Here is a 20715-nt window from a genome sequence, read left to right as displayed (position 1 = left end):
GCAACTCCCTGTTTTTTGATCATCCTTATTTATCCAAATATGCGGTTATATTATTCTCTTTTTAATACTATTCTCCGTTTGAAATTGCCGGGTATGAAACATCTATCCTTACCAAAAAACAATTTTGAAGATGATATGCTTCAAAAGCGTTCCACCTGTCAAATCTAATAGATAATCGTATAAATTTTCGCACGGCAATCCATATTCTACAACCAACCGAGTACTTCTTTACGATGATATTTCTCTGTAAATGCAGAATTTTTATCGGATAAAAATTTTATACCGCTCGCTCCACCTGTCCTTCGACAACCCCCTTGGTCTCTCTCGTCAAAAAGAGTTTTCGCACCATATCGACGGGAATCATCGTCATAGACAAAAGTATAATGACGATCCAACCTTGGAGCCCGAACGGTACACAGCTGAACATATTTCCTATCCACTTGAATATCTCAAGAGGAATAAGCGGTGCATTGACGATTGCCGCCTGAACCAGTATGATAATAAAGAACACTCTCAAAAAGCCCGTATTCTCATCCAAGCCTTTAAAGATACCGAAGGCATCATCCCTTACGTTGAAACCGTTAAACAATGCACTCACAATGAAGAGTACAAAGTATCCCGTAAGATGCTGCTCGGGAGTTTCAAAGAAGTTTTGGAAGAAGGGAAGTTTGAGATAGAGGAAACTGAGGAGCGTCAACCACGCACCCATAATCAGGATCTGTGCCATCATCTCCCTGCTCACGATATTCTCATCACGTCTTCTGGGTTTTTCATACATATATTTTTCAAGTGCCGGTTCATTGCCGAGCATAATAGCGGCCAATCCGTCCATTACAAGGTTGACAAATAACAAGTGGGTGACCTTAAGGGGTTCTTCGATGCCGAAGAACGGTGCAATCGCACTTACGACAACTGCAGTCACATTAATCACCAACTGAAATTTACAGAATTTCAATATGTTATGATAAATTGTTCTTCCATACCAGATCGCATCCTTGATCGATTTGAAGTTGTCATCCAGAATAACAATCTCTCCCGCTTCTTTTGCCGCTTCCGTTCCGCTACCCATGGCAAAGCCGACATCCGCTCTCTTTAACGCCGGAGAATCGTTTACCCCGTCCCCGGTCATCCCTACAACGAGGTTCATCTCCTGACAGAGTCTTACCATCCTCGATTTATCCGTGGGAAGAGCTCTGGCGATAACCCGAATGGATGGAATGATGCGTTTGACCTCATCGTCGCTCATCTCATTGAGTTGTGCCGACGAGATCGCCATATCCTTCTCATTTTGCAACAAGCCTGCATCCTTCGCAATGGCAATCGCCGTTTCAAGCCTGTCTCCGGTAATCATAACGACTTGGATTCCCGCATGTTGAACGGCGTGAATCGCTTCTTTCGCCTCAGGTCGAACATCATCTCGGATCCCTACCAAACCTATGATTACAACATCTTCGTTAATGGTATTTTCGACAAGATCCTGCTTAGAATAACCGAAGGCCAACACCCTCATCGCCTTGGTCGCCAACTCGTCAATCTTCTTGTCGAGGGCCGCTTTGTCGATCGGTTTTATCTCTCCGTTTTGTGCAACATACTTCGTCGCTCCCGCAAGAAGACGCTCAGGAGCCCCCTTGTAGAAAGTCTTGCCCAAAGAATCGATCCTTACCTGACTGAATTTATTCGCCGAGTTAAATCCCTGCTGTGCTGTAATCTGATGGGTTCTGTCTTCATCCAAACGTTTAAAACTCTCTTCACCGAGGAACTTCATAAGGGCTTGATCGGTTGCATTTCCTCCGATGACCCTGTGAGAGGAATCAAACATGGATTGCGTGTTTTTGCCGATTGCAAGTTCAAGAAGTTCATTGATATCTTTATGTTGAGCCAAGTGCGGGATCTCAATTGAGCTTCCGTCTCCGAGGAAGAAATCCACAACCTCAAGTTGTCCTTTGGTGATCGTACCTGTTTTATCACTGAACAGGATGTTGATCGAACCTGCAGTTTCGATTCCTTCCGCCTTTCGCACCAAGACGTTGTGCGCGAGCATCTTGCTGGTATTTTGCATCAAAACCAGAGAGATCATCAGAGGAAGTCCTTCCGGTACCGCACATACGATGATGACAATAGCAAGCGATACCGCCTCTACAACGTCTTTCACAAGTTTTTCGATCCCCATTGAGAAGTAGGCGGAAACGCCTCCGGCTACAACGATGAAGTGTGCCATATACAAGATCGCGATCACAATTGCCGCAATATATCCGAAAGTCGATATCTGATGTGCGAGTTTTCCGAGTTTTACCTTCAAAGGAGAATCAATCTCCTCTTCCTGCATCTCTTCCGCCATCTTTCCCATCATCGTGCTCAGTCCGACCTTACGCACATCCAAAATACCTTCTCCGTCAAAAACAACCGCTCCTCTAAACAGAGAGTGACGGTCGACAAAGGTGTCTCCCGTAATATCGTCTGCAAGTTCAAAACTTTCATCAGCCTCCGTCTTCTTACACTCTTCCGCCTCTCCGTTCAGAGCGGAGTTGTCTACACGCAGAGAGCCGCCGACCAAGACTCCGTCCGCGGGAATCTTATCCCCCGACTGCAATAGAAGCTTATCTCCAACAACGACATCATCGACATCGATCACGGTCACAACGCCTTCCCGTATGGCCTTACACTTGTCTTTTTCGGTACTGTCCTTGAGTTCCCTGTACTTTGTATCGCTTGCAACTCCGGTTTTTGCCGATACGATCGCTACGATGATGACCGCAATAATCGTTCCCAAAGGCTCATAGATCTCTGCATAACCGAAGAAAAACATTACAATCATCAACAATGCAATCGCAAGCAAGATCCGAATCATAGGATCCTTAAATGTTTCCTTAAACTCGTCCCAAAACGTGGTAGGCTCGGAATCGGGAATAGCATTCGATCCGTGCTGTTGCCTGGAGAGTTCCACTTCCTTATTGGATAATCCTTTATATTTCATAAATTTTTTACTTCCCCTTTTCAAATTCATACTACTGTCTGTTGTATTCCCTTTCGATAGGTTTCAACCTCTGTATAGAGCAATAACAGCTCAAGCATACAGTTCCTATTGACAACAACTCCAACGCACAGCAGTTCTAATAAAGCAAGAGAGAAACTGTACAGTTTCTCTCCCTGTAGTTTACGTTCCTTAATTATACATATCGGTTTGCAAGTTCTCCAAGTCCGGGATCCGTCGTTCCCTGTCCCATGGCATTGAACTTCCACTCTCCATTGTGTCTGTAGATTTCTCCAAAAATGATAGCACTCATCCCGGAATAATCGTCCGTCAAGTTATATCTACACATCTCCGTGTCGGTCCTTTCGTCCACAAGGCGGATGAAGGCATTTCGGATCAAGCCGAAGTGTTGGTTTCTCTGCACCGCTTGATAGATGTTTGCAACGATAACAACTCTATCGTACTGTGCAGGTATTGAAGCCAAATCGACGATGATCTGCTCGTCATCTCCTTCTCCCGCTCCGGTCAGGTTATCCCCCATATGCTTTACCGTTCCTGTCGGGTGTTGCAGATTTCCAAAATAGACCAAGTCTTTTTTATCGCAAAGTTTTCCTCCTTGAAGAAGGATGGCGGAAGCATCGCAATCGATTGCTGCCGGTTTTGCGGAAAAGAATCCTCTTTTTTGTTCGACTTCATCCCAACCCAAACCTACGACCACTTTCGAAAGTCCGGCATTCTCTTTGGATAAACTTACTTTTTGCCCTTTTTGCAGACTGATTGACATAGTATCTCCTACTTTCCTGTTTTATTTTCGACTACTCAACATCGATGCCGTAGCTTCCGCACAATGCTGCAAGACCGCCTTGGTAACCGCTTCCGATTGCGTTGAACTTCCATTCTCCGTTGTTCTTATAGAGTTCTCCGAATACAGCCGCCGTCTCGATGGAGAAATCTTCTCCCAAGTCGTAGCGAAGGATCTCTTCTCCGGTTTCTTCATTGTAAATACGAATGAAGGCATTGCTGACCTGTCCGAAGTTTTGATTTCTTGTCTCCGCCTCATAGATGGTAACGGTAAATGCGATCTTTGTGATCTCGGCAGGGATTCCGGAAAGATTGATCTTGATCTGCTCATCGTCTCCGTCTCCGGCTCCTGTCAGGTTATCTCCCATATGTTGAACACTTCCGGAAGGGTGGTTGAGGTTGCCAAAATAAACAAAGTCCTCCGGCTTGGATACCTTACCTGCATCCGTCAACAAAAACGCGGATGTATCCAAGTCAAAGCTGCCTCCTGTATCGAAGGCATTGACATCCCATCCCAAGCCTACTACGACCTTGGACAATCCGGGATTGTCCTTTGTGATACTTACTTTCTGACCTTTTTTCAAACTAACCGGCATATTATCCTCCTTATGCTACATCAATTCCATAGTGACCGCAGAGTGCTCTCAATCCGCCTTGGAATCCGCTTCCGATCGCATTAAACTTCCACTCTCCGTTATTTCTGTACAATTCTCCGACTACGACGGCGGTCTCGATCGAGAAATCTTCTCCCAAGTCGTAACGGATCAACTCTGTGTTTGTTGCCTCATCTACAATTCGAATAAAGGCATTCGATACCTGTCCGAAGTTTTGTTTCCTGGTTTCCGCATCATAGATGGTAACGGTAAATGCTATCTTCTCAATATTTGCAGGAATGTTTGCCAAATTGATTTGGATCTGCTCGTCATCACCTTCTCCTTCTCCCGTTAGGTTATCCCCCATGTGTTTGACCGATGTACTTGAATGCTCAAGGTTTCCGTAGAAGATGAAATCTTGATCTGTAGGGCATTTGCCGTTTGCACCGCACATGAAGGCAGCAGCATCCAAGTCGAAAGCCGCTCCGGAATCGAAGGCATTGACATCCCATCCCAAGCCGACCATAATGTTTTTTAGGCCCGGATTTCCCTTTGTTAAGTCTACCTTTTGACCCTTTGATAAATTAATAGGCATTTCTTGTTACCTCCTTAAAAGTATTTAGTTTGTCTTATTCCCTATATGATACATCTTGTCAAACTCCTGCTTGATATGTTCGAGTTTCGCCTGATCTTCAATACGCTTTCTTCGAGCATTCTCTTGGATCTGTTTGGTCTCGTCAATACCGTTCACAATCGTTTTCCAAGTTGTTTCCAACGTTTCGATCTGAATGGAACTTCCCGATGCGAGCCTTGCCGCCATCTTAGACTGTTCCACCGTATTCTGAGCGTTTCTGATAAGCATTTCATTAGTTTTTTCATCCAGGGCCGACATCGCCTCCGCTTGGATTCTCTGACGCTTCAACATGATCGCCTGAGCTAGCGCCTGCTTGAATACCGGCAAGGTTATGATGAAGGCGGAGTTGATCTTTCGAACAAGGTTCATATTGGTAAACTCCATCGTCTTTATCATCGGAATAGACTGCATTGCTATATTTTCAGCGATCCTAAGATCCTGCGTCCTCTGCTCCAGCATCATCAGTGCCTGGTTCAAAGTAGTAAGTTCAAATTGAATCGAGTTGTCGCCCGTGGAGGCAAGTTCCGCTTCCCTTTGAGCGATGTACTCTTCAAGCTCCTTGCATCCCTGCTCTCCTGCTAAAATATATTTTACGAGATCTCGATAGTAGGCAACATTGGCCTCGAACATCTGATTTAGCTTTCGATTCGACTGTCTGATCTCCCCTTCATACTGCTTAAGCTGCACATAGATCTTATCGACCTCATCACCCATGGTATTGTACTTCTCCAAGATCCTGTCGAGTTGTCTTCTCAAATTTCCGAACAACTTACCCAATAAGCCCGGATTTTCCTTGATCTCATCGATATCGAACTTATCCATAATCTTGGCAAGCGTATTGAGTAAGGCTCCGGAATCATCGATCTGTGACATATTCATACTTCTAAGCACAATGTCGGAGGCCTTTGATACCTCCTCGGCAACTTCGGCACCGAAGGAAACGATGGTATCAAGATTGTGTACCTCGATGGTACTGACGAGGGCATCAACCTCCGCCGAATTGACCAACTCCACATTCATCTTCTGACGATCTTCGACAATGTCGTACTGTGTTACCTCTGTGACTTCTTCCTTAGGCTGCACCTGCGTCATCGGTGAAGGTGCCCCCTTCTTAAAATCCAGACCCATAACTATACTCCTCTCCCGAACAGCCTGTCACGCCAACTTCTGGGTCGTGAAGGTGTCGATACGGTTTTCAAATCAGGCACTTCCAAGTCGTATACATAGGTGCCGATCTGATGTTCTTCCATGATCTTCTTGTTAAAATGTCCTTCTATACTTTGATACCCGGTGGGAACGAAAAAAACCACATCAAAGCCGACTAAGTTTAAAAAAGCGACAAAAATCGAATCTTCCATTGTGATCAGCTCCTCTCCCGTGTTGAAATAAATCAGCTTGGGATTGATTTTTGTGAAATCAAAACGCTGGATCATCCTCACCACCTCTTTATCTAAGTTGAGAATGGTTGCGATGATCTTGTATTCCATACCGTTCTCAAAAGTCCCTTTTATGACCTTGCTCTCAATCAACAGTTGCAGTTTATCCAGAATATGCTCCTGAACATCCTCCCTCAGCATACCGTAGGGATAGTTGGGATCCGCTTTAATTTTTGACTTTTGCAATCGATTGTACTTCCAAAAATCCACCGAATGTGCCTTCATCGGATTCGGTTTCAATGCATCAATGTAAGATCCTCTTCGCACCACAAGGGTATCTTCTGTAAGCAGTTCTTTGATCGAAGCCCAATACTGCCGTACATCTCCATCTTTGACCCCGGCCACTTTCGAGAAGATAACGGGAAGATTGACGATGTCATCGACCACACTGAAGTTCGGTCGATACTTCAATTCTTCCTTCCATAAGATCTTGATTTCCTCATACATCGTCTGAAGGTTGACACTGTTGGCCTTGGTGTACTGATGATCTCGAAAGATCCCGGAATCCTGATACAACAGAGTATCGAGTTCCCGTTCGGCATGATAGGCTGCCGTTCCCACCTGAACCTCGGAATGTTCTGTGGGAAAACTCGTCACACCCATCGAAACGGGATGGTTGACCTCATACAACAACTCATCTTCCAGTTGGCAGGTACGATTCAAGTTCGGTTGCAGGATCAACACATCAACGGGGAGCCTTGACAAAAACCTCATAAAGAGGGCCTCATTCTCGTTGTTACAACCTCCCATATAGATAAATACTCCGATCTGTGGCAACTTCCAGTTGGAAAACAGAGATTCCTGATAACGTTTGAGCCAGCACAGAAGGTAGACGGCCTTGTTTGTCAATTTGTTGATATTCTTATCTTCCTGCTTCGACTCGGCAAAAAGCACATCGACAAAGGCCTTGACCATGATCCTCTCAAGTTCGGGATTGGCACTGTATTGAAGGTTGCTCGACAGATCTGCCAACATCTGTTCCAAAGAAGAGTAGTTTCTTCTCCTGATTGAAGAAATCTCTTGCATAGTCGGCACTTCAATCTTCTCACTTGCCACAGCGATCAGGCGCTCTTCATTTTTCAGTTCCAGATAAAAGCGGTAGAGGTCATTGACATAGGTCAACTTGTCCTCGACTCCTCTGATCCTGCAATAACCATTATAGTAAAAGCCTTCCTTATCGCCTCTCAGGGAAGGAGGCTTCTTGAAGTCTTCCAGAGGCTTTCCTTCCATCCATGCATTGGTACAATTGGTATATTGAGGTCTCCTGCCGTACAACCTCTCCATATTAAGCTCTTCCTGTATCGTCTTCCTAATATAACGTAGATCAAAATAAGGAGGAAACGGCTTCATTTCTGTAAGAGATAGGAGCCGGGACATTGCAGAAGCGGGATCGGACTTGAGGTAGCCCTCATCTCCACGATATTGCAAAAGTACCACATCACAACCCGCGCCGGAGAGAATGGAAATCAACAGAAGCTCGTAGCTACTTATCTCCCCTTCATACAAGATCTTAGGAACCTCCTCGGTTCCCAATTGACTGACGATCCTTTCAAATTTATAGTAGAGCCAACACATAAACTTAACATAGGCATTCTTGATCATATTATCGTTTTTGCCCGCAAGTTTAAGTCCTTGTAAGGTATGATACATCGAAGTTGCCACACTCTTCCTCTGATAGTCGTTCATCCTCGGCAACCATTTTTTAAGGCTTTCGGATATGAAATCAATATCCGGCTGAAACCTCATACCCATGATCTCTTTGTAGTAAGAAAGGTTCTTCTCATCAGGATTGGGGATCTTCCCTTCAATAATAACGCCCCTTCTTGCGGCATTCTCATAGTAACGACGAATGAATCGAGCAACCTCTTCATTATAACCGTTGATGCGATAAAAATAGACTCCCTTGGGCTGTCTGTCATTCAAATTTACAAAAAAATCATGAAGTTGTGTAATGCTTTGATGTTCAAACATAGCGTTCTCTCACCTTCAGTAAGGGTTCTTCCCTCTTATATTCATGACGTATCCCAGATACGCCCCCGTCATTCCGCCGACAATATGAGTGATATTGGAGATATTGTCCTGAATAAGGATTCCTTCCAAGACCTGTTGTCCCAGATAGATCACTCCCACAAGAATAAAAGTAAGGGGGATTTTTCCCTCTCTTATGCGTGTAAACGAGGACAACAAAATAAATGCGAACACCACCCCGCTCGCACCCAATAACTGCACCCTCGGGAACAGGATGTAGTTGACCAATCCGGTTATCAAAGCGGTAATAAAGATGACAACGGCAATGTTGTATGTTCCGTACTTCTCCTCCAACAAAGGTCCTATAATCAATATCAGCATCATATTGCCGATATAGTGACTCCAATCGGCATGACCGAAGATATGACCGAGAAAGCGAATATAGGTAAAAGGACTGAAAAGAGAAGATCTGTATACGCTGAAAAACATATCGGTCGTCCATCCCCCGGTAAACGCTTGGAGTATGAGCGCAAGGGTGCATAGAGCCGTAAATCCGAGAATCACAGGCGAATTGAAGTCTACCTTCATTTTGGTTCTACCGCTGTTCATAACTGAAATCTCCTATCATATGTCTTTTGCATAAATTATATCACATTCGTTTCTTCATTGCAAATGATTACAAGCTTGTAAACACTATACCCTCTTTGTTCCAAACTCTTGATTCAATCCGATAGAAAAGCGATGTGAGGAAGGCGGACGAGCCTTCATTGCAGTTAGGATTACATGTTCGATCCGACAAAACCTCGGATAAAGAGATTGATCCCTTCATAGCCCATGGCCAGGTTGAGGTTCTGACCGCTGTCGATCCCGGCCGTACTGATCCCGATTACCTCACCGTACATATTCAAAACAGCCCCTCCCGAACTCCCGTGAGAGATCGGAGCGGTGAACTGGATCATATCCACTCCGTCGATCACGCGAAATCCCGATATGATCCCATCGGATACGCTGTTAAACAAACCTAGGGGACTTCCTATGGCCACAACCTTCTGCCCTCGAACCAACTTCTCCTTCCCCTTGTAGACGACAAGAGGAGAAAGCTGTCTGTCGATGCGTATCAAAGCGAGATCCAGGGAAGTGTTGTACTTGATGACCTCATCGGTCTTATAAATCTTTTCATCGCCCTCTATATTGACGGCATAAAAATATCCCTTGTTAATGACATGGTTGTTTGTAAGAATATAGCCTCCTCTTGCCACCATAATTCCCGAACCTGTGGAAATTACCTCTCCTGTTTTGTCGCAGACATCGATCATCACAACAGAAGAGGCAAGGCTTGCCAAATCTTCAAAACTCTTTTCCGTCCTAGACTTTTCCACCTGTACTCCGGAGGATGCTTGTGACAACACTCCCGCCGTTACCGTCTGCCTCGTCTTTCTATCCTTTCTCGGAGGTAGGTAGACGGTAGGTCGCGACATGACCTGTTCCACCATCGGAGCATCTTCTCTTTGTATCGGAGCATCCTCCGCTCTTTCTTGAAACGGCGGAAGTTCGACCCTCTTAAATTCTCCGCAAACAAAGCTTCCTGACAACTCCAAAAGATGTTTGTGCACCGGGACATCTCGACCGCTTTGAATGAGCAGAACATCCATCCCCATCAGGGTCAAAAGATGGAAGAACAGATAGTCCTGCTCCTTATCCACCTCAGCCGTAATGACCTTTACCCTCTTGTCCTCTCCAGAGTACGCCATATCGGACAAAAAGACATCCAAGCGGTAGAGGAGCTTTACCACATAGTTTTTCTCTATGGAAGGAGACACCCCGGGTTTTATTGCACGATATTGTGTAAGACTTTCTTTGCAAGCATCACTCAATCTTTCCTGGAGATGAGGATAGGAAAAGATGGCACGGATCTGCAACTTCAACCTTCCCCCCGCAATCCAATCTTCATAGGCGGTCGAATAATATTCGATATCAGCCTTGGAAGAAATCACGGGGAGTTTGTCCGTTCTCTTGTATAAAAGCCTTCCCTCCCTCATCTGTTGAGCAAGAAGCTCATCTGCCGCCTGCACATCTGCGATCAAATCCTGATAAGAGCCTAACGATCTTACAAAATAAACATCCTTTGAGCCATTGCTTTCTCTCCCTCTTATATTGACAAAAGAAGAAATCGATTGAAGCTCCATCGGGTTGTGTCTGTATCTTATTGAATTCATCCATCCACCTCATCCTGCACATCACAACGGTTTTCGTCCTTGCAACAAAACAGACTATCCGTTATTCCATATCGCTATTTTGACAAGAAAGGACACAGAACATCCTTTCCTTATAATGTAGAAATTTTATCACATCCCTTATATTTTATCCAGCACTATGTTATAATAAACCTGCTTATAAGGTGCTTATCGACTAAGAAAGTTCGTATAACTCTCAAGACAGGACCACACGATACTCATACGAAGAATCTACTTCCCAAAAGCACTCCCTTCATAAGCCTTCTGTATGTGGTAAAGCAATACAGAAACATTGTATATCTTCACACGATATTTCCCTGCAAGGTCAAGTCATACAGCGGGGTGAAGCATTCTTATATATGCGTTCCGAACAAATGTTTGACACCAATGTTTATCATTAGATCCGTAAACAGACGACGATCCTGTAAAACTCGTTGCCAAGACATGTTCCGGATCCGATTGGAGAGAATCTTATGAAACAATCTTCCTTTTATTACAGTGTAGGTGCCCTTCTCTATTGCCCTGCCAATAACCAAACGATCATTTCCTCGGTTATAAACCAAAAATTCAATGCGATATTTTCTCTCGCTCTCTGTTTGGAGGATACCATTCACGACGATTATGTGGATCAGGCGGAGGAACAGCTGATCTCATCCATCCGAGAAATTTTTTCTGCTGCACAGGCGGAAAACTTCTACCTCCCGAAGATCTTTATCAGGGTTCGCGATTCAAAGCAGATTTCACGGCTCGTACAAGAGCTTGGTTTTTGCATCGAGATCGTGACCGGCTTTATTATTCCGAAATTTTCTCTTGAAAATGCGGATACTTACATCCGCACTATAGGAGAAGTAAATTCGACAAGTAATAGAAACATCTATGTTATGCCGATATATGAGAGTACTTCCATCATCGATCTCAGGACTCGTTATGAAATCCTGTATTCTCTCAAGGAAAAACTCGACCTCATTGAAGATCTCGTACTCAATATCAGAGTGGGAGGCAATGATCTCTGTCATGCCTTCGGTTTTCGACGTCATGTCAACGAGTCCATCCATCAGATCGGTCCGATTGCCAACATCTTCTCCGACATCGTCACCGTCTACGGTCTCGATTATGTGATTTCCGGACCCGTATGGGAGTACTACAACGGGACCGAGTGGAAGAAAGGCCTTGAAAAAGAGCTTGTAGATGACAGACTTTGCGGTTTCATCGGAAAAACCGTCATCCACCCAAATCAGATCGAAGTGGTAAACTTGTCCCATCGAGTGAGCAGAAAGGACTTTGAAGATGCAAAATTGATTTTGGGGTGGGAAGATGATACCGCCTCTATGGTTTCAGGATGTTCGTCGGGAGAGCGGATGAACGAATACAAGACTCACTTCAACTGGGCACAACGAACTATATTTCTCGCCGAAACCTTCGGCTTAAAACCCTAGAAAGATACAGAAACATAAGAGATCGAACAGGTATAACCAAGGCTCAACATTCCAATAGCATTATTCATCTGAATCAACTTCGATGATGACGATAAGTCGAACGATGATGCTAAACCTTCCAATACTGTTCTTCCTTTAATACTATTATTCTTTTGAGTTGCGGATATAAGCAATCTGTGAACAATAGAAGATAGAACAATTTTTCGTAGTCAAAAAATAGATATATCCATCCTTCTATTGTAAAATAGTATAAGCTACGAATATCAGCGATCTGTGATCCGTAGAAGATAAGACAGAAGAAAGCAGAGGGTATACTCTTTGAGTACATCCTCTGCTTCCTTTCATCTCTGGTGTCCTACAGGTCCGAGAGTTTTTTGATGATTCCGCAACACTTGTAGAGATTCAAGGTACAGTATTCGACCTCCACCTTCTTTTCCTCCGCGAGGCGAACAATATGCCTAAGTTCCCCCTTGTCCTTGTATCTCTCATCGATCAATACCTTCCACGGGACCCTTCTCAAAAGGACCCTCGTGGTCTCTCCGATGCCGGGCTTGATCAAATTGATGTCATCGATGTCAAAGATCTTCGCCAGTCTTCTTACCTCATCGATTCCCCTACCTTCCTCCTTGTTCTCACAAACCTCATTGTCAAACGAAAAATCCTTCTCGATCCGTTCGATAAAGTCATAGGAGAGATCGACCTCTTCCAGTTCTTCATAATACACCGCTCCATGAAAATCCTTTTTCCCTATGATGTCTTCTCTCAGAAACGTTCTACTGACAAGGCCGGAGATGGTCGAGTTCAAGCAGGCACTGGGGATGAGGATATCCTCATGGGTTCCGCAGAGCTCGGTTACATTCGCCGGATCCGCAACGACGGCAATATCGAGTGAAACTCCTTCATAGAACGATACCGCCTTTTCCAATTCCGTTAAGATGGCACCTTTTCCGATCCATCCGTCAACAAAGAGAAGGTCCTTCGCCTCATATCTTTCAAGCAGATACTTCATTGCATTTTCGTCAATGCCCCGTCCTCGGATAATCGATATGGAATAATGGGGCACTTCCAAATTGTACTTCATCTTCAGATAGCGTTTGACAAGGATACCTATCGGCGTCCCCGCCCTCGCAAGCGATACGAGGACAACCGTCCTTCCCTTCCTCTCGATGATTTTATCACTCAACCTTCCTACCGCCCTTGCTACAGGCTCGGCGTAAACTTCCAGCACTTCTTCATACACCCTCATATACTCTTGAGTCGGTACATACTCCACAGGCAACATCTCGCAGTAGTGGCGACCCGACTGGATCAGAGCCTCTCTCTCCTGCGTGGATTGAGGCTCCACCAAACCCGTAATATCTTTCAAAAGCAACACTACATCTTCGCGTCGATATGTGCTTCTCACTTTTCACTCCACCTCACTATTGTAATATTGTCATTTCCCGCCTTGGCAAGCGCATTGCAAAGGGAATTTACTCCCTCCTGTTCTCCACGATCGGAATCGGTCACAACAATGACCTTGTCGCAACATTCGATATTATACAAATAGGTGATCCTTGAGACATCGTAGAGGCTTCGGAGTTCATATCTGGTGTGGAAGGGATAGCCTTCTTCCAAAGATGCCAGAATAGGACTTCGCGTAGTGGCATGGCATCTTACCTTGCATCCCTTCTTCTCCAAATGTCTTCCCAAATACAGGGCGGGATACATACACTCCTCCGTCCCTAACACCAGAATACTTTCGACCGAGCTGAGATCCTCCTTCTCCTCATAGTAACGGCACAAACGTTCGCAGGCTTTCATATAGGAAGAACCTTGTACAATCTTTCTCGTATTTTGATAGAAAGGCAATCGAAACTCACGGACCTCTTTTTTTTCCGTATCAGAGGAAATATAGACCCCATTTCCACTACAAGTTCTGATCTCATCTGCATAGGCATCCTGCTCCGCCTTTAAGAGATAGTGGAGAGAGATCCCCTGCTTCTCATAGTTCTTCACGGCCTCCTCGTCCATTGCATTGAGCAGAGAAGCTGCGGAAAACCGAAGATTCTTCCCATATCGTTGAAGTGCTGAGATCGCATTAAGGATTGTCTTACCCGTCGTGATTTCATCCTCAACAAAAAGGATCCTCTCGATCTTTCCATCGAGAAAATCCAACTCGCTTTTTATCAATTTTTGTTCCGTTGCATGGCTGTGTTCTTCCGAGAAAAAAAGGCAGTCCTCTTCCTCAACGACCTCTCTTGTCGTCTGAATATAGAAACTGTCCAGTTCAATCGCCACAGCCGCTCCAATCGCCGTCGCCGTTTCCGCAAATCCTATGACAAGAAGCTTCTCTCCTCCATAAACCTTCTTCAGCTCCTTTGACAACTCGCTGAACATCAGCAGAGCCCTGCTCGGCTCCACGGGAAGGTGCTTGCCCTGAAGAGGATTGACCACGAGAAAGGACCTCTTTGCATTGTTTTCCCTCTTAGCGATCCTAATCATCTCATCTCTTCCATACATCCATCTTCACCTCATCTTTATACTTAGGAAGGCGGCACAGAAAGATCCCCATGCCGCCTCAACCTATTCATACTATTTCGTTTTATACGATTATCCATTTAACTCATCGATATCGACGATCTGTACTCCTCAGAAAACAGATTTCCACAGTCCCGGAATCGATATGACAATAGTTCTGTCGGATAACTGTGTTGGTCTCCCGTGCGGTTTGTCTGTCATGACTCATTCGGTGAGGATAGGCTCCCTGCCCCCGGACATTCCGATCGGATAACAGCACTGCCTCTTATTTCTTTTCGAGTTTTGCAATGCTTTCCACCACATTTGCCAGCATTTCTTCAAACTTCGCCTTCTTATCCTTCTCCGCCTGTACCAGTGCCTCCGGCGCCTTATCGGTAAAGCCCTTGTTGTTCAGTTTTCCTTCCGCACGCTTGATTTCACCTTCCAGTTTCTGTTTTTCTTTGTTTAATCTCTCCAGCTCTTTTTGGAGATCGACCAACTCTTCAAGCGGAAGATAGAGTTTTGCCTTATCGATGACGACTGGTACGGAATCCTCGGGAACTTCGCCTTCTTCCACAAAGGAGATATCGGATACCGAAGCCAGGGTCTTGAGATATACATCGGCAGCTGCAATAATATCCCTCGTCTCTCCCGTTGTTACGACGAGCAGGCTCGCCTTTCTCGACGGAGGCACGTTCATCTCCGCCCTTGTGTTTCGAATCGCTTTGATCGCGGTCATTACAACCTCGATCTGTTCTTCCTCCGTCTTATATACATCTCCTTCTTCCTCCACGGGCCACTGCGCTACAATCAGCTTGTCTTCTTCCTCAAGGAAGGAGTAGATCTCTTCTGTGATAAAAGGCATAAACGGATGGAGGAGCTTGAGGATCTTTTTAAGCACCTTCTTCAGGGTGTAGAGCGCCGTATCCTTGGCATCCGTATCCTCTCCATAGAGTCTGGGTTTGACCATCTCGATATACCAATCGCAGAAGTTCGACCAGGTAAAATCATAAATCTTGTCCGCTGCAAGAGAGAGCTCATACTTGTCAAGGTTATCCGAAACCTCCTTCGTTACCTTGTTGCTCAAGGAAAGGATCCATTTGTCGCACAGTTCCAAATGGGGTTCCACCTCTCCCCTCGTCTTAAGAGTCGGCGTATAATCTTCGAGGTTCATAAAAATAAACCTGGAAGCATTCCACAATTTGTTTGCAAAATTCCGGGCAGCCTCCACCTTTTCCATATAGAAACGCATATCGTTGCCCGGTGTGTTCGACTGAGAAAGCATGAAACGAAGTGCATCCGCCCCGTAATTGTCGATAATCTCCAGAGGATCGATCCCGTTTCCGAGAGACTTGCTCATCTTTCTGCCCTGTTCATCACGGACCAAACCGTGGATAAAGACATCCTTGAAAGGAACCTCTCCCATCAAATAAAGAGAAGAAAACACCATGCGAATGACCCAGAAGAAGATGATGTCATAGCCCGTAACAAGGGTGCTCGTCGGGAAGAAGCGGAGCATCTCCCTCGTCGTCTTGGGCCATCCCAAGGTGCTCATGGGCCAAAGTGCCGATGAGAACCAGGTATCGAGTACATCCTCATCCTGAACGATATCCGCGGAACCGCACTTGTGGCAATAACCCGGCATCTCTCTTGCGACGATGAGTTCCCCGCACTCCTTACAGTGGTAAGCCGGGATCCTGTGTCCCCACCAAAGCTGTCTGGAAATACACCAATCTCTTATATTTTCCAGCCACATATTGTAGATCTTATCGAATCTGGACGGAACAAGATTGAGGTCTTTGTTTGCAAGCGCTTCCAAAGCCGGCTCCGCAAGCTCCTTCATCTTGACGAACCATTGCTTCGACAACATCGGTTCCACCACATTGTTACAACGATAGCAATGTCCTATCGCATGTTCGTGCTCCTTGACCTTAACGAGCAGTCCCGCCTCTTCCAGATCCGCGACGATGGCTTTACGACATTCGTAACGTGTCATTCCTTCATACTTGCCCGCTCTTGCATTCATCGTTCCGTCTTCATTCATAACAATGATCTGAGGAAGACTGTTGCGAAGCCCTACTTCAAAATCGTTGGGATCGTGGGCGGGAGTGATTTTGACGACCCCCGTACCGAAGTCCATCTCCACATATTCATCCGCAACCAAGGGGATCTCACGGTTTACAAAGGGAACGATTAGGGTCCTGCCGACGAGATGCTTGTATCTTTCATCATCGGGATGAACCGCGACCGCGGTATCTCCGAGGATGGTCTCGGGACGCGTGGTAGCAACCTCCAAAAACTCATCGCTGTCCTTGAACATATACTTGAAGTGCCAAAAATGTCCGTGGTTATCTTCATGCTCGACCTCCGCATCGGAGAGAGAAGTCTTACAGTCCACGCACCAGTTGATGATCCTGTTTCCGCGGTAGATATAACCGTCTTCGTAAAGACGGATAAAAAATTCGATCACGGCTTCGTTACAGCCTTCATCCATGGTGAAACGTTCTCTCTCCCAATCACAGGAGTCGCCCAGCTTCTTCATCTGCTCGACAATACGATCTCCGAACTCTTCCTTCCATTTCCAAGCTCGTTTTAAGAATTCTTCCCTGCCCAGTTCTTCCTTGGTCTTGCCCTCTTGTTCTCTGATCCTCTCGGCGACCTTTAATTCCGTTGCGATGGACGCGTGATCGGTCCCCGGCTGCCATAAGGTATCGTAGCCCCTCATCCTCTTATAACGGACCAACACATCCTGAAGGGTATGATCGAGGGCATGGCCCATATGGAGCTGACCCGTGATGTTCGGCGGAGGAAGAACGACGGTGAAGGTCTCCCTCTTCGCATCGTTTCGCGCCTTGAAGTAACCTCCCTGCTCCCACATCTCATAGATCCGCTTTTCAAACTCCTTGGGCTGATATGTTTTTGATAGATTTGCCATTATGTTCTCCTTTCAAATATAGTATATTGAAACATTGAAATTTACATTGATTCAGACTGCCGTCAACTCTTCGGAATAACACCGGAAAATCGAAAGAACACTGTATGGATACAACAGCAGCTTCCGCAATAAACTTTATTCCTCCTCTGCAAACAACCTGTTTTGTGCAAGGCGCTCCGCCGCCTTCTCGTAATTCTCCAAACACTCCATATCGGCAGGAGAGATCATTCCGAGCTGCACCAAAACTTCGACAGCCTCACACGGTTCGATTCCCTCCTCCTCAAGAGAGGCTCGAAGCTCGCTTAGTTCCTCACTCTTTTCTTCCTGAGCTGTAAGCTCTTCCTCCTCGATTTCTTCCTGCTGCGACATACTTCGAAACATCGCCTTTTCCATCATCGTCTCAAAAAAATCTTCTTCTCTACCATTGAACTTATCTTCCATCTTCTTCCCCTCCTTTTATGATAGATATCAGACCGGACCTCCGCCTGTTTGAAGTGTATAGAAAACACCTCACATCTAATATTTTTCTGTAAAAATAAAAAAACTCCGCCCCAAACAAAGGACGAAGGTTTAATTCCGCGGTACCACCTTAATTCATCGAGATGCCGATGCAACTTGAACGTCTGTAACGCAGACCTGCGTTTATCTTACTGAACTCAGATAAATTGCTCCAAAGCTACACCGATACGCTTCCTTCACGACACCTTCCAGTCCGATGAGCATCGCTCCCTGTCAACTCGTCGTATCAGCCTCTTCTTCACTGCAAAAACACTCTATATTGATCTTGTTAATGTATCCATTATATGGGATTTCTTCCCCAAAGTCAAAGTTTTTTTCTTCTCCCTCTCTTCCCGATACTATTACCCGACAGAAGAGTTATCATATCGATCCCGCGACTATGAACCTTCGTTTCATCTCCTGTGAAATACAGATCCTCAATGCCAAGAACTCGAACGAATAATAAGGAAGTAGCGCACAAAAACACAAAACGATTTTTCTCTTGTTTTAAAAGACATAGAAAACCTCTAAAATTAGAGGTTTCAGAAATGTGTTTGTCCAGGAAAAATTGAGTTTTTTATAATTCTTGGAATTATATGGCGTTTTCATAATATAAGGAGAACGTCGCAAAAATGAAAACTTCCGATTTTTTTGGATTCTCAAAACTCGAAAGTTTATCATCTCATACTATTCTCCAATAGAAATGTGGTTATCTCTACTTTATGACTACGAACATGTGTGTTATTTTCTGTTGAGTACAGATTCCTGATATCTATAGTTCAAAGGAACAGTAGTATCAATACTTTCAAAAATTTCATCCTTCATAGGAAATTAATCTTATTCTGCTTTTTTGAATGATACGGTATTTTCTAAGATAAAAAACTTGTTTTCACTTCTATAATTCGGGGTAAATACAGAAAGAAATATTTGCAAAGCTGTTTGCCGGTATCATCTGTATAGTTTTTTCATAGTTTTTTTCAAAAAAAATAAATGTTTTTTATTTTTTTGAAGGAGTTTTATATCTTTCGTAGAATTAATTTTAATATAGTCTTCGTATGCTTATTTTTATGTATTTGACTTTAGGAGGTGTGATTTTGGTATATATTGTTCGAAGCTTTTTCATCCTAGCAACATTGTTTGTTTTTTCAAAAATTACAGGCTTTATTATCAACAGTATGTACGATTGCTATGTAGCCCCAAGCGATGTTTCGAAGGCAAAGGAAAGTCGTTATGTTCCGGCTGAACGCCGTCAGAAGTCCAAGACTCAACGCAAGACGGCAAAGAAACCTTCCGCTACTGTGATGAAGAAGAAACGTACCGCTATGGGAGAATCTCAATCTCAGGACAGCAATTACTCTACTTATCAAGCTATCAAAAATCGTTACAAGTAAAAAAGCATTTCCTATTGTAATTTTCGCTAATTACAGTAAGAAATGCTTTTTTCTTTTTGTCCGTCGTTTGGACAATGACAAAACATCGAAAGAGGGATCCCGCACAATTTACCCGGCATCGGTAATGCTATTCTCCGATAGAAATGCGGTTATACCCACTTCCGCAAGCACAAAACTTGTTTATCGCCCATAGGATAAAGGGCATCGTTCGTTTGAACGGATACAAAACAAGGGAGGTTCCGCAGGCGATACTATCGCTCTACGTCCTCCCTGCTTCATTTTCTTTGACTTCTGAAAGGCGGAACTATTTTACTTCTACTTTTGCTCCTGCACCTTCCAACTTAGCTTTGATCTCTTCGGATTCTTCCTTGGATACAGCTTCTTTAACCGGTTTCGGTGCTCCGTCAACCAAGTCTTTTGCGTCTTTCAAGCCAAGTCCTGTGATCTCTCTTACCGCTTTGATAACTCCTACTTTAGAAGATCCTGCATCTACCAGGATAACGTCAAACTCGGTTTTTTCTTCTGCCGCTTCTGCCGCTCCCGCTGCTGCTCCCGCCATCATGACCGGTGCTGCTGCGGATACTCCGAATTTCTCTTCTGCCGCTTTTACCAACTCGTTAAGTTCCAATACCTTCATATTCTCAATAGCTTCTAAGATTTGTTCGATATTCATTACGACACCTCCGTTTTTATTTTTTATATTATCGTTCTTATTCTTGCGTTTGTGCAGTTTCTTCTGCTTTTACTTCTTCCGCTGCAACCGGCTCTGCCACTGCATCTTCGGTTCCGGTAGCCGCTGCGGGAGTATCTCCTTCTTCCGCCTTCTTCTTTGCAAGTGCATCGAGAAGGTATACGAAGTTGGACAACGGAGCCTTGAAGCTTCCGACCAATTTTGCAATAAGTTCTTCTCTGCTCGGAATTTTGGAAAGTTCTGCCATCTTCTCCGCATCGTAGAAAGAACCTTCTACATAGCCCATTTTCATTTCCAACTTGGGATGTTTTTTTGCAAATTCACTGATAACCCTGACAGGAGCGATCGCATCTTCGTAAGATACTGCAAACGCGTTAGCACCTACCAAATCAACATCGTTAAATTTGTCATATCCTTCCAATTCAGCGGCAGCTCTTCTTACCAAGGTGTTCTTGTAAACCTTGTAGTCTACTCCCACTTCTCTGAATTTGTTTCGAAGTTCGGTTACTTCCTCTACGGTTAAACCTTTGTAGTCTACCACGACACAAGATACAGAACGCTGTAACTTGTCCGAAATTTCTTTGACTACTTCCGATTTCATTTCAATCGCCTTTGACATTTTGCACCT

General features: G+C 44.7%; 15 protein-coding genes and 1 pseudogene. 2 read left to right on the top strand and 14 right to left on the bottom strand.

Translation table 11 applies throughout. The features are described 5' to 3' along the window. Positions 1 to 277: 277 nt before the first annotated feature. The 8 genes from ACFO4R_RS03350 to ACFO4R_RS03315 form a co-directional block, all read right to left on the bottom strand. Positions 278 to 2974, bottom strand: coding sequence for a calcium-translocating P-type ATPase, PMCA-type (locus ACFO4R_RS03350; protein ID WP_379787596.1), 2697 nt, complete (start codon positions 2972 to 2974; stop codon positions 278 to 280). 193 nt (positions 2975 to 3167) lie between these two features. Then, positions 3168 to 3755 (bottom strand): TerD family protein, encoded by a 588-nt coding sequence (locus ACFO4R_RS03345; protein ID WP_379787595.1) that lies wholly within the window; start codon positions 3753 to 3755, stop codon positions 3168 to 3170. 31 nt (positions 3756 to 3786) lie between these two features. Next, positions 3787 to 4368 carry a TerD family protein gene (locus ACFO4R_RS03340; protein ID WP_379787594.1) on the bottom strand — a complete coding sequence of 194 codons (582 nt, stop codon included), beginning with the start codon at positions 4366 to 4368 and terminating at the stop codon, positions 3787 to 3789. Between the two features lie 10 nt (positions 4369 to 4378). After that, positions 4379 to 4960, bottom strand: a complete 582-nt coding sequence (locus ACFO4R_RS03335) for a TerD family protein (RefSeq protein WP_379787593.1) — start codon at positions 4958 to 4960, stop codon at positions 4379 to 4381. Positions 4961 to 4984: 24 nt separating this feature from the next. Further along, complete coding sequence (locus ACFO4R_RS03330) at positions 4985 to 6127, bottom strand: toxic anion resistance protein (RefSeq protein WP_379787592.1); 1143 nt, start codon at positions 6125 to 6127, stop codon at positions 4985 to 4987. A 2-nt stretch (positions 6128 to 6129) separates the two neighbouring features. Continuing rightward, on the bottom strand, positions 6130 to 8406 hold the full coding sequence (locus tag ACFO4R_RS03325; protein WP_379787591.1) for a YceG family protein: 2277 nt from the start codon (positions 8404 to 8406) through the stop codon (positions 6130 to 6132). Between the two features lie 15 nt (positions 8407 to 8421). Beyond that, positions 8422 to 9012, bottom strand: a complete 591-nt coding sequence (locus tag ACFO4R_RS03320; protein ID WP_379787590.1) for a rhomboid family intramembrane serine protease — start codon at positions 9010 to 9012, stop codon at positions 8422 to 8424. Between the two features lie 170 nt (positions 9013 to 9182). Next, on the bottom strand, positions 9183 to 10619 hold the full coding sequence (locus ACFO4R_RS03315) for a S1C family serine protease (protein ID WP_379787589.1): 1437 nt from the start codon (positions 10617 to 10619) through the stop codon (positions 9183 to 9185). Positions 10620 to 11110: 491 nt separating this feature from the next. Here ACFO4R_RS03315 and ACFO4R_RS03310 point away from each other — a divergent pair, with 491 nt between their 5' ends. Beyond that, positions 11111 to 12073: an HpcH/HpaI aldolase/citrate lyase family protein gene (locus ACFO4R_RS03310; RefSeq protein ID WP_379787587.1), complete on the top strand. Its 963-nt coding sequence runs from the start codon at positions 11111 to 11113 to the stop codon at positions 12071 to 12073. A 355-nt stretch (positions 12074 to 12428) separates the two neighbouring features. On the opposite strand, the gene ACFO4R_RS03305 is transcribed toward ACFO4R_RS03310, so the two are convergent. From ACFO4R_RS03305 to ACFO4R_RS03290, 4 genes are all read right to left on the bottom strand, one after another. Then, complete coding sequence (locus tag ACFO4R_RS03305) at positions 12429 to 13478, bottom strand: cysteine protease StiP family protein (protein WP_379787586.1); 1050 nt, start codon at positions 13476 to 13478, stop codon at positions 12429 to 12431. Continuing rightward, the gene (locus ACFO4R_RS03300) at positions 13475 to 14575 is read right to left on the bottom strand and encodes a phosphoribosyltransferase domain-containing protein (protein WP_379787585.1); all 1101 of its coding nucleotides are present in this window, start codon (positions 14573 to 14575) and stop codon (positions 13475 to 13477) included. The genes ACFO4R_RS03305 and ACFO4R_RS03300 overlap by 4 nt, the downstream gene beginning before the upstream one ends. A gap of 283 nt (positions 14576 to 14858) precedes the next feature. Continuing rightward, positions 14859 to 17507: a valine--tRNA ligase gene (locus ACFO4R_RS03295; protein WP_379787584.1), complete on the bottom strand. Its 2649-nt coding sequence runs from the start codon at positions 17505 to 17507 to the stop codon at positions 14859 to 14861. A 135-nt stretch (positions 17508 to 17642) separates the two neighbouring features. Next, positions 17643 to 17948, bottom strand: coding sequence for a hypothetical protein (locus tag ACFO4R_RS03290; RefSeq protein ID WP_379787583.1), 306 nt, complete (start codon positions 17946 to 17948; stop codon positions 17643 to 17645). 1151 nt (positions 17949 to 19099) lie between these two features. Between ACFO4R_RS03290 and ACFO4R_RS03285 the strand changes: the two genes are divergently transcribed. Then, a complete protein-coding gene (locus tag ACFO4R_RS03285; RefSeq protein WP_379787582.1) occupies positions 19100 to 19396 on the top strand; it encodes a hypothetical protein in 297 nt (98 codons plus the stop codon). A gap of 304 nt (positions 19397 to 19700) precedes the next feature. Here the strand turns inward: ACFO4R_RS03285 and rplL are convergent, their stop codons facing one another. Together rplL and rplJ are read right to left on the bottom strand one after the other, a co-directional pair. Further along, positions 19701 to 20069, bottom strand: coding sequence for a 50S ribosomal protein L7/L12 (gene rplL / locus ACFO4R_RS03280; protein ID WP_379787581.1), 369 nt, complete (start codon positions 20067 to 20069; stop codon positions 19701 to 19703). Positions 20070 to 20211: 142 nt separating this feature from the next. Further along, positions 20212 to 20706 (bottom strand): annotated as a pseudogene (rplJ, locus tag ACFO4R_RS03275) (50S ribosomal protein L10); the annotation flags it as partial. Positions 20707 to 20715: the final 9 nt, after the last annotated feature.

Origin of the sequence: Filifactor villosus, assembly GCF_042652965.1 — a bacterium.
GTDB classification, from domain to species: Bacteria; Bacillota; Clostridia; order Peptostreptococcales; family Filifactoraceae; genus Filifactor; species Filifactor villosus.
Note: the sequence above shows the minus strand (reverse complement) of the source record. Positions and strands in the feature narration are given on the sequence as shown.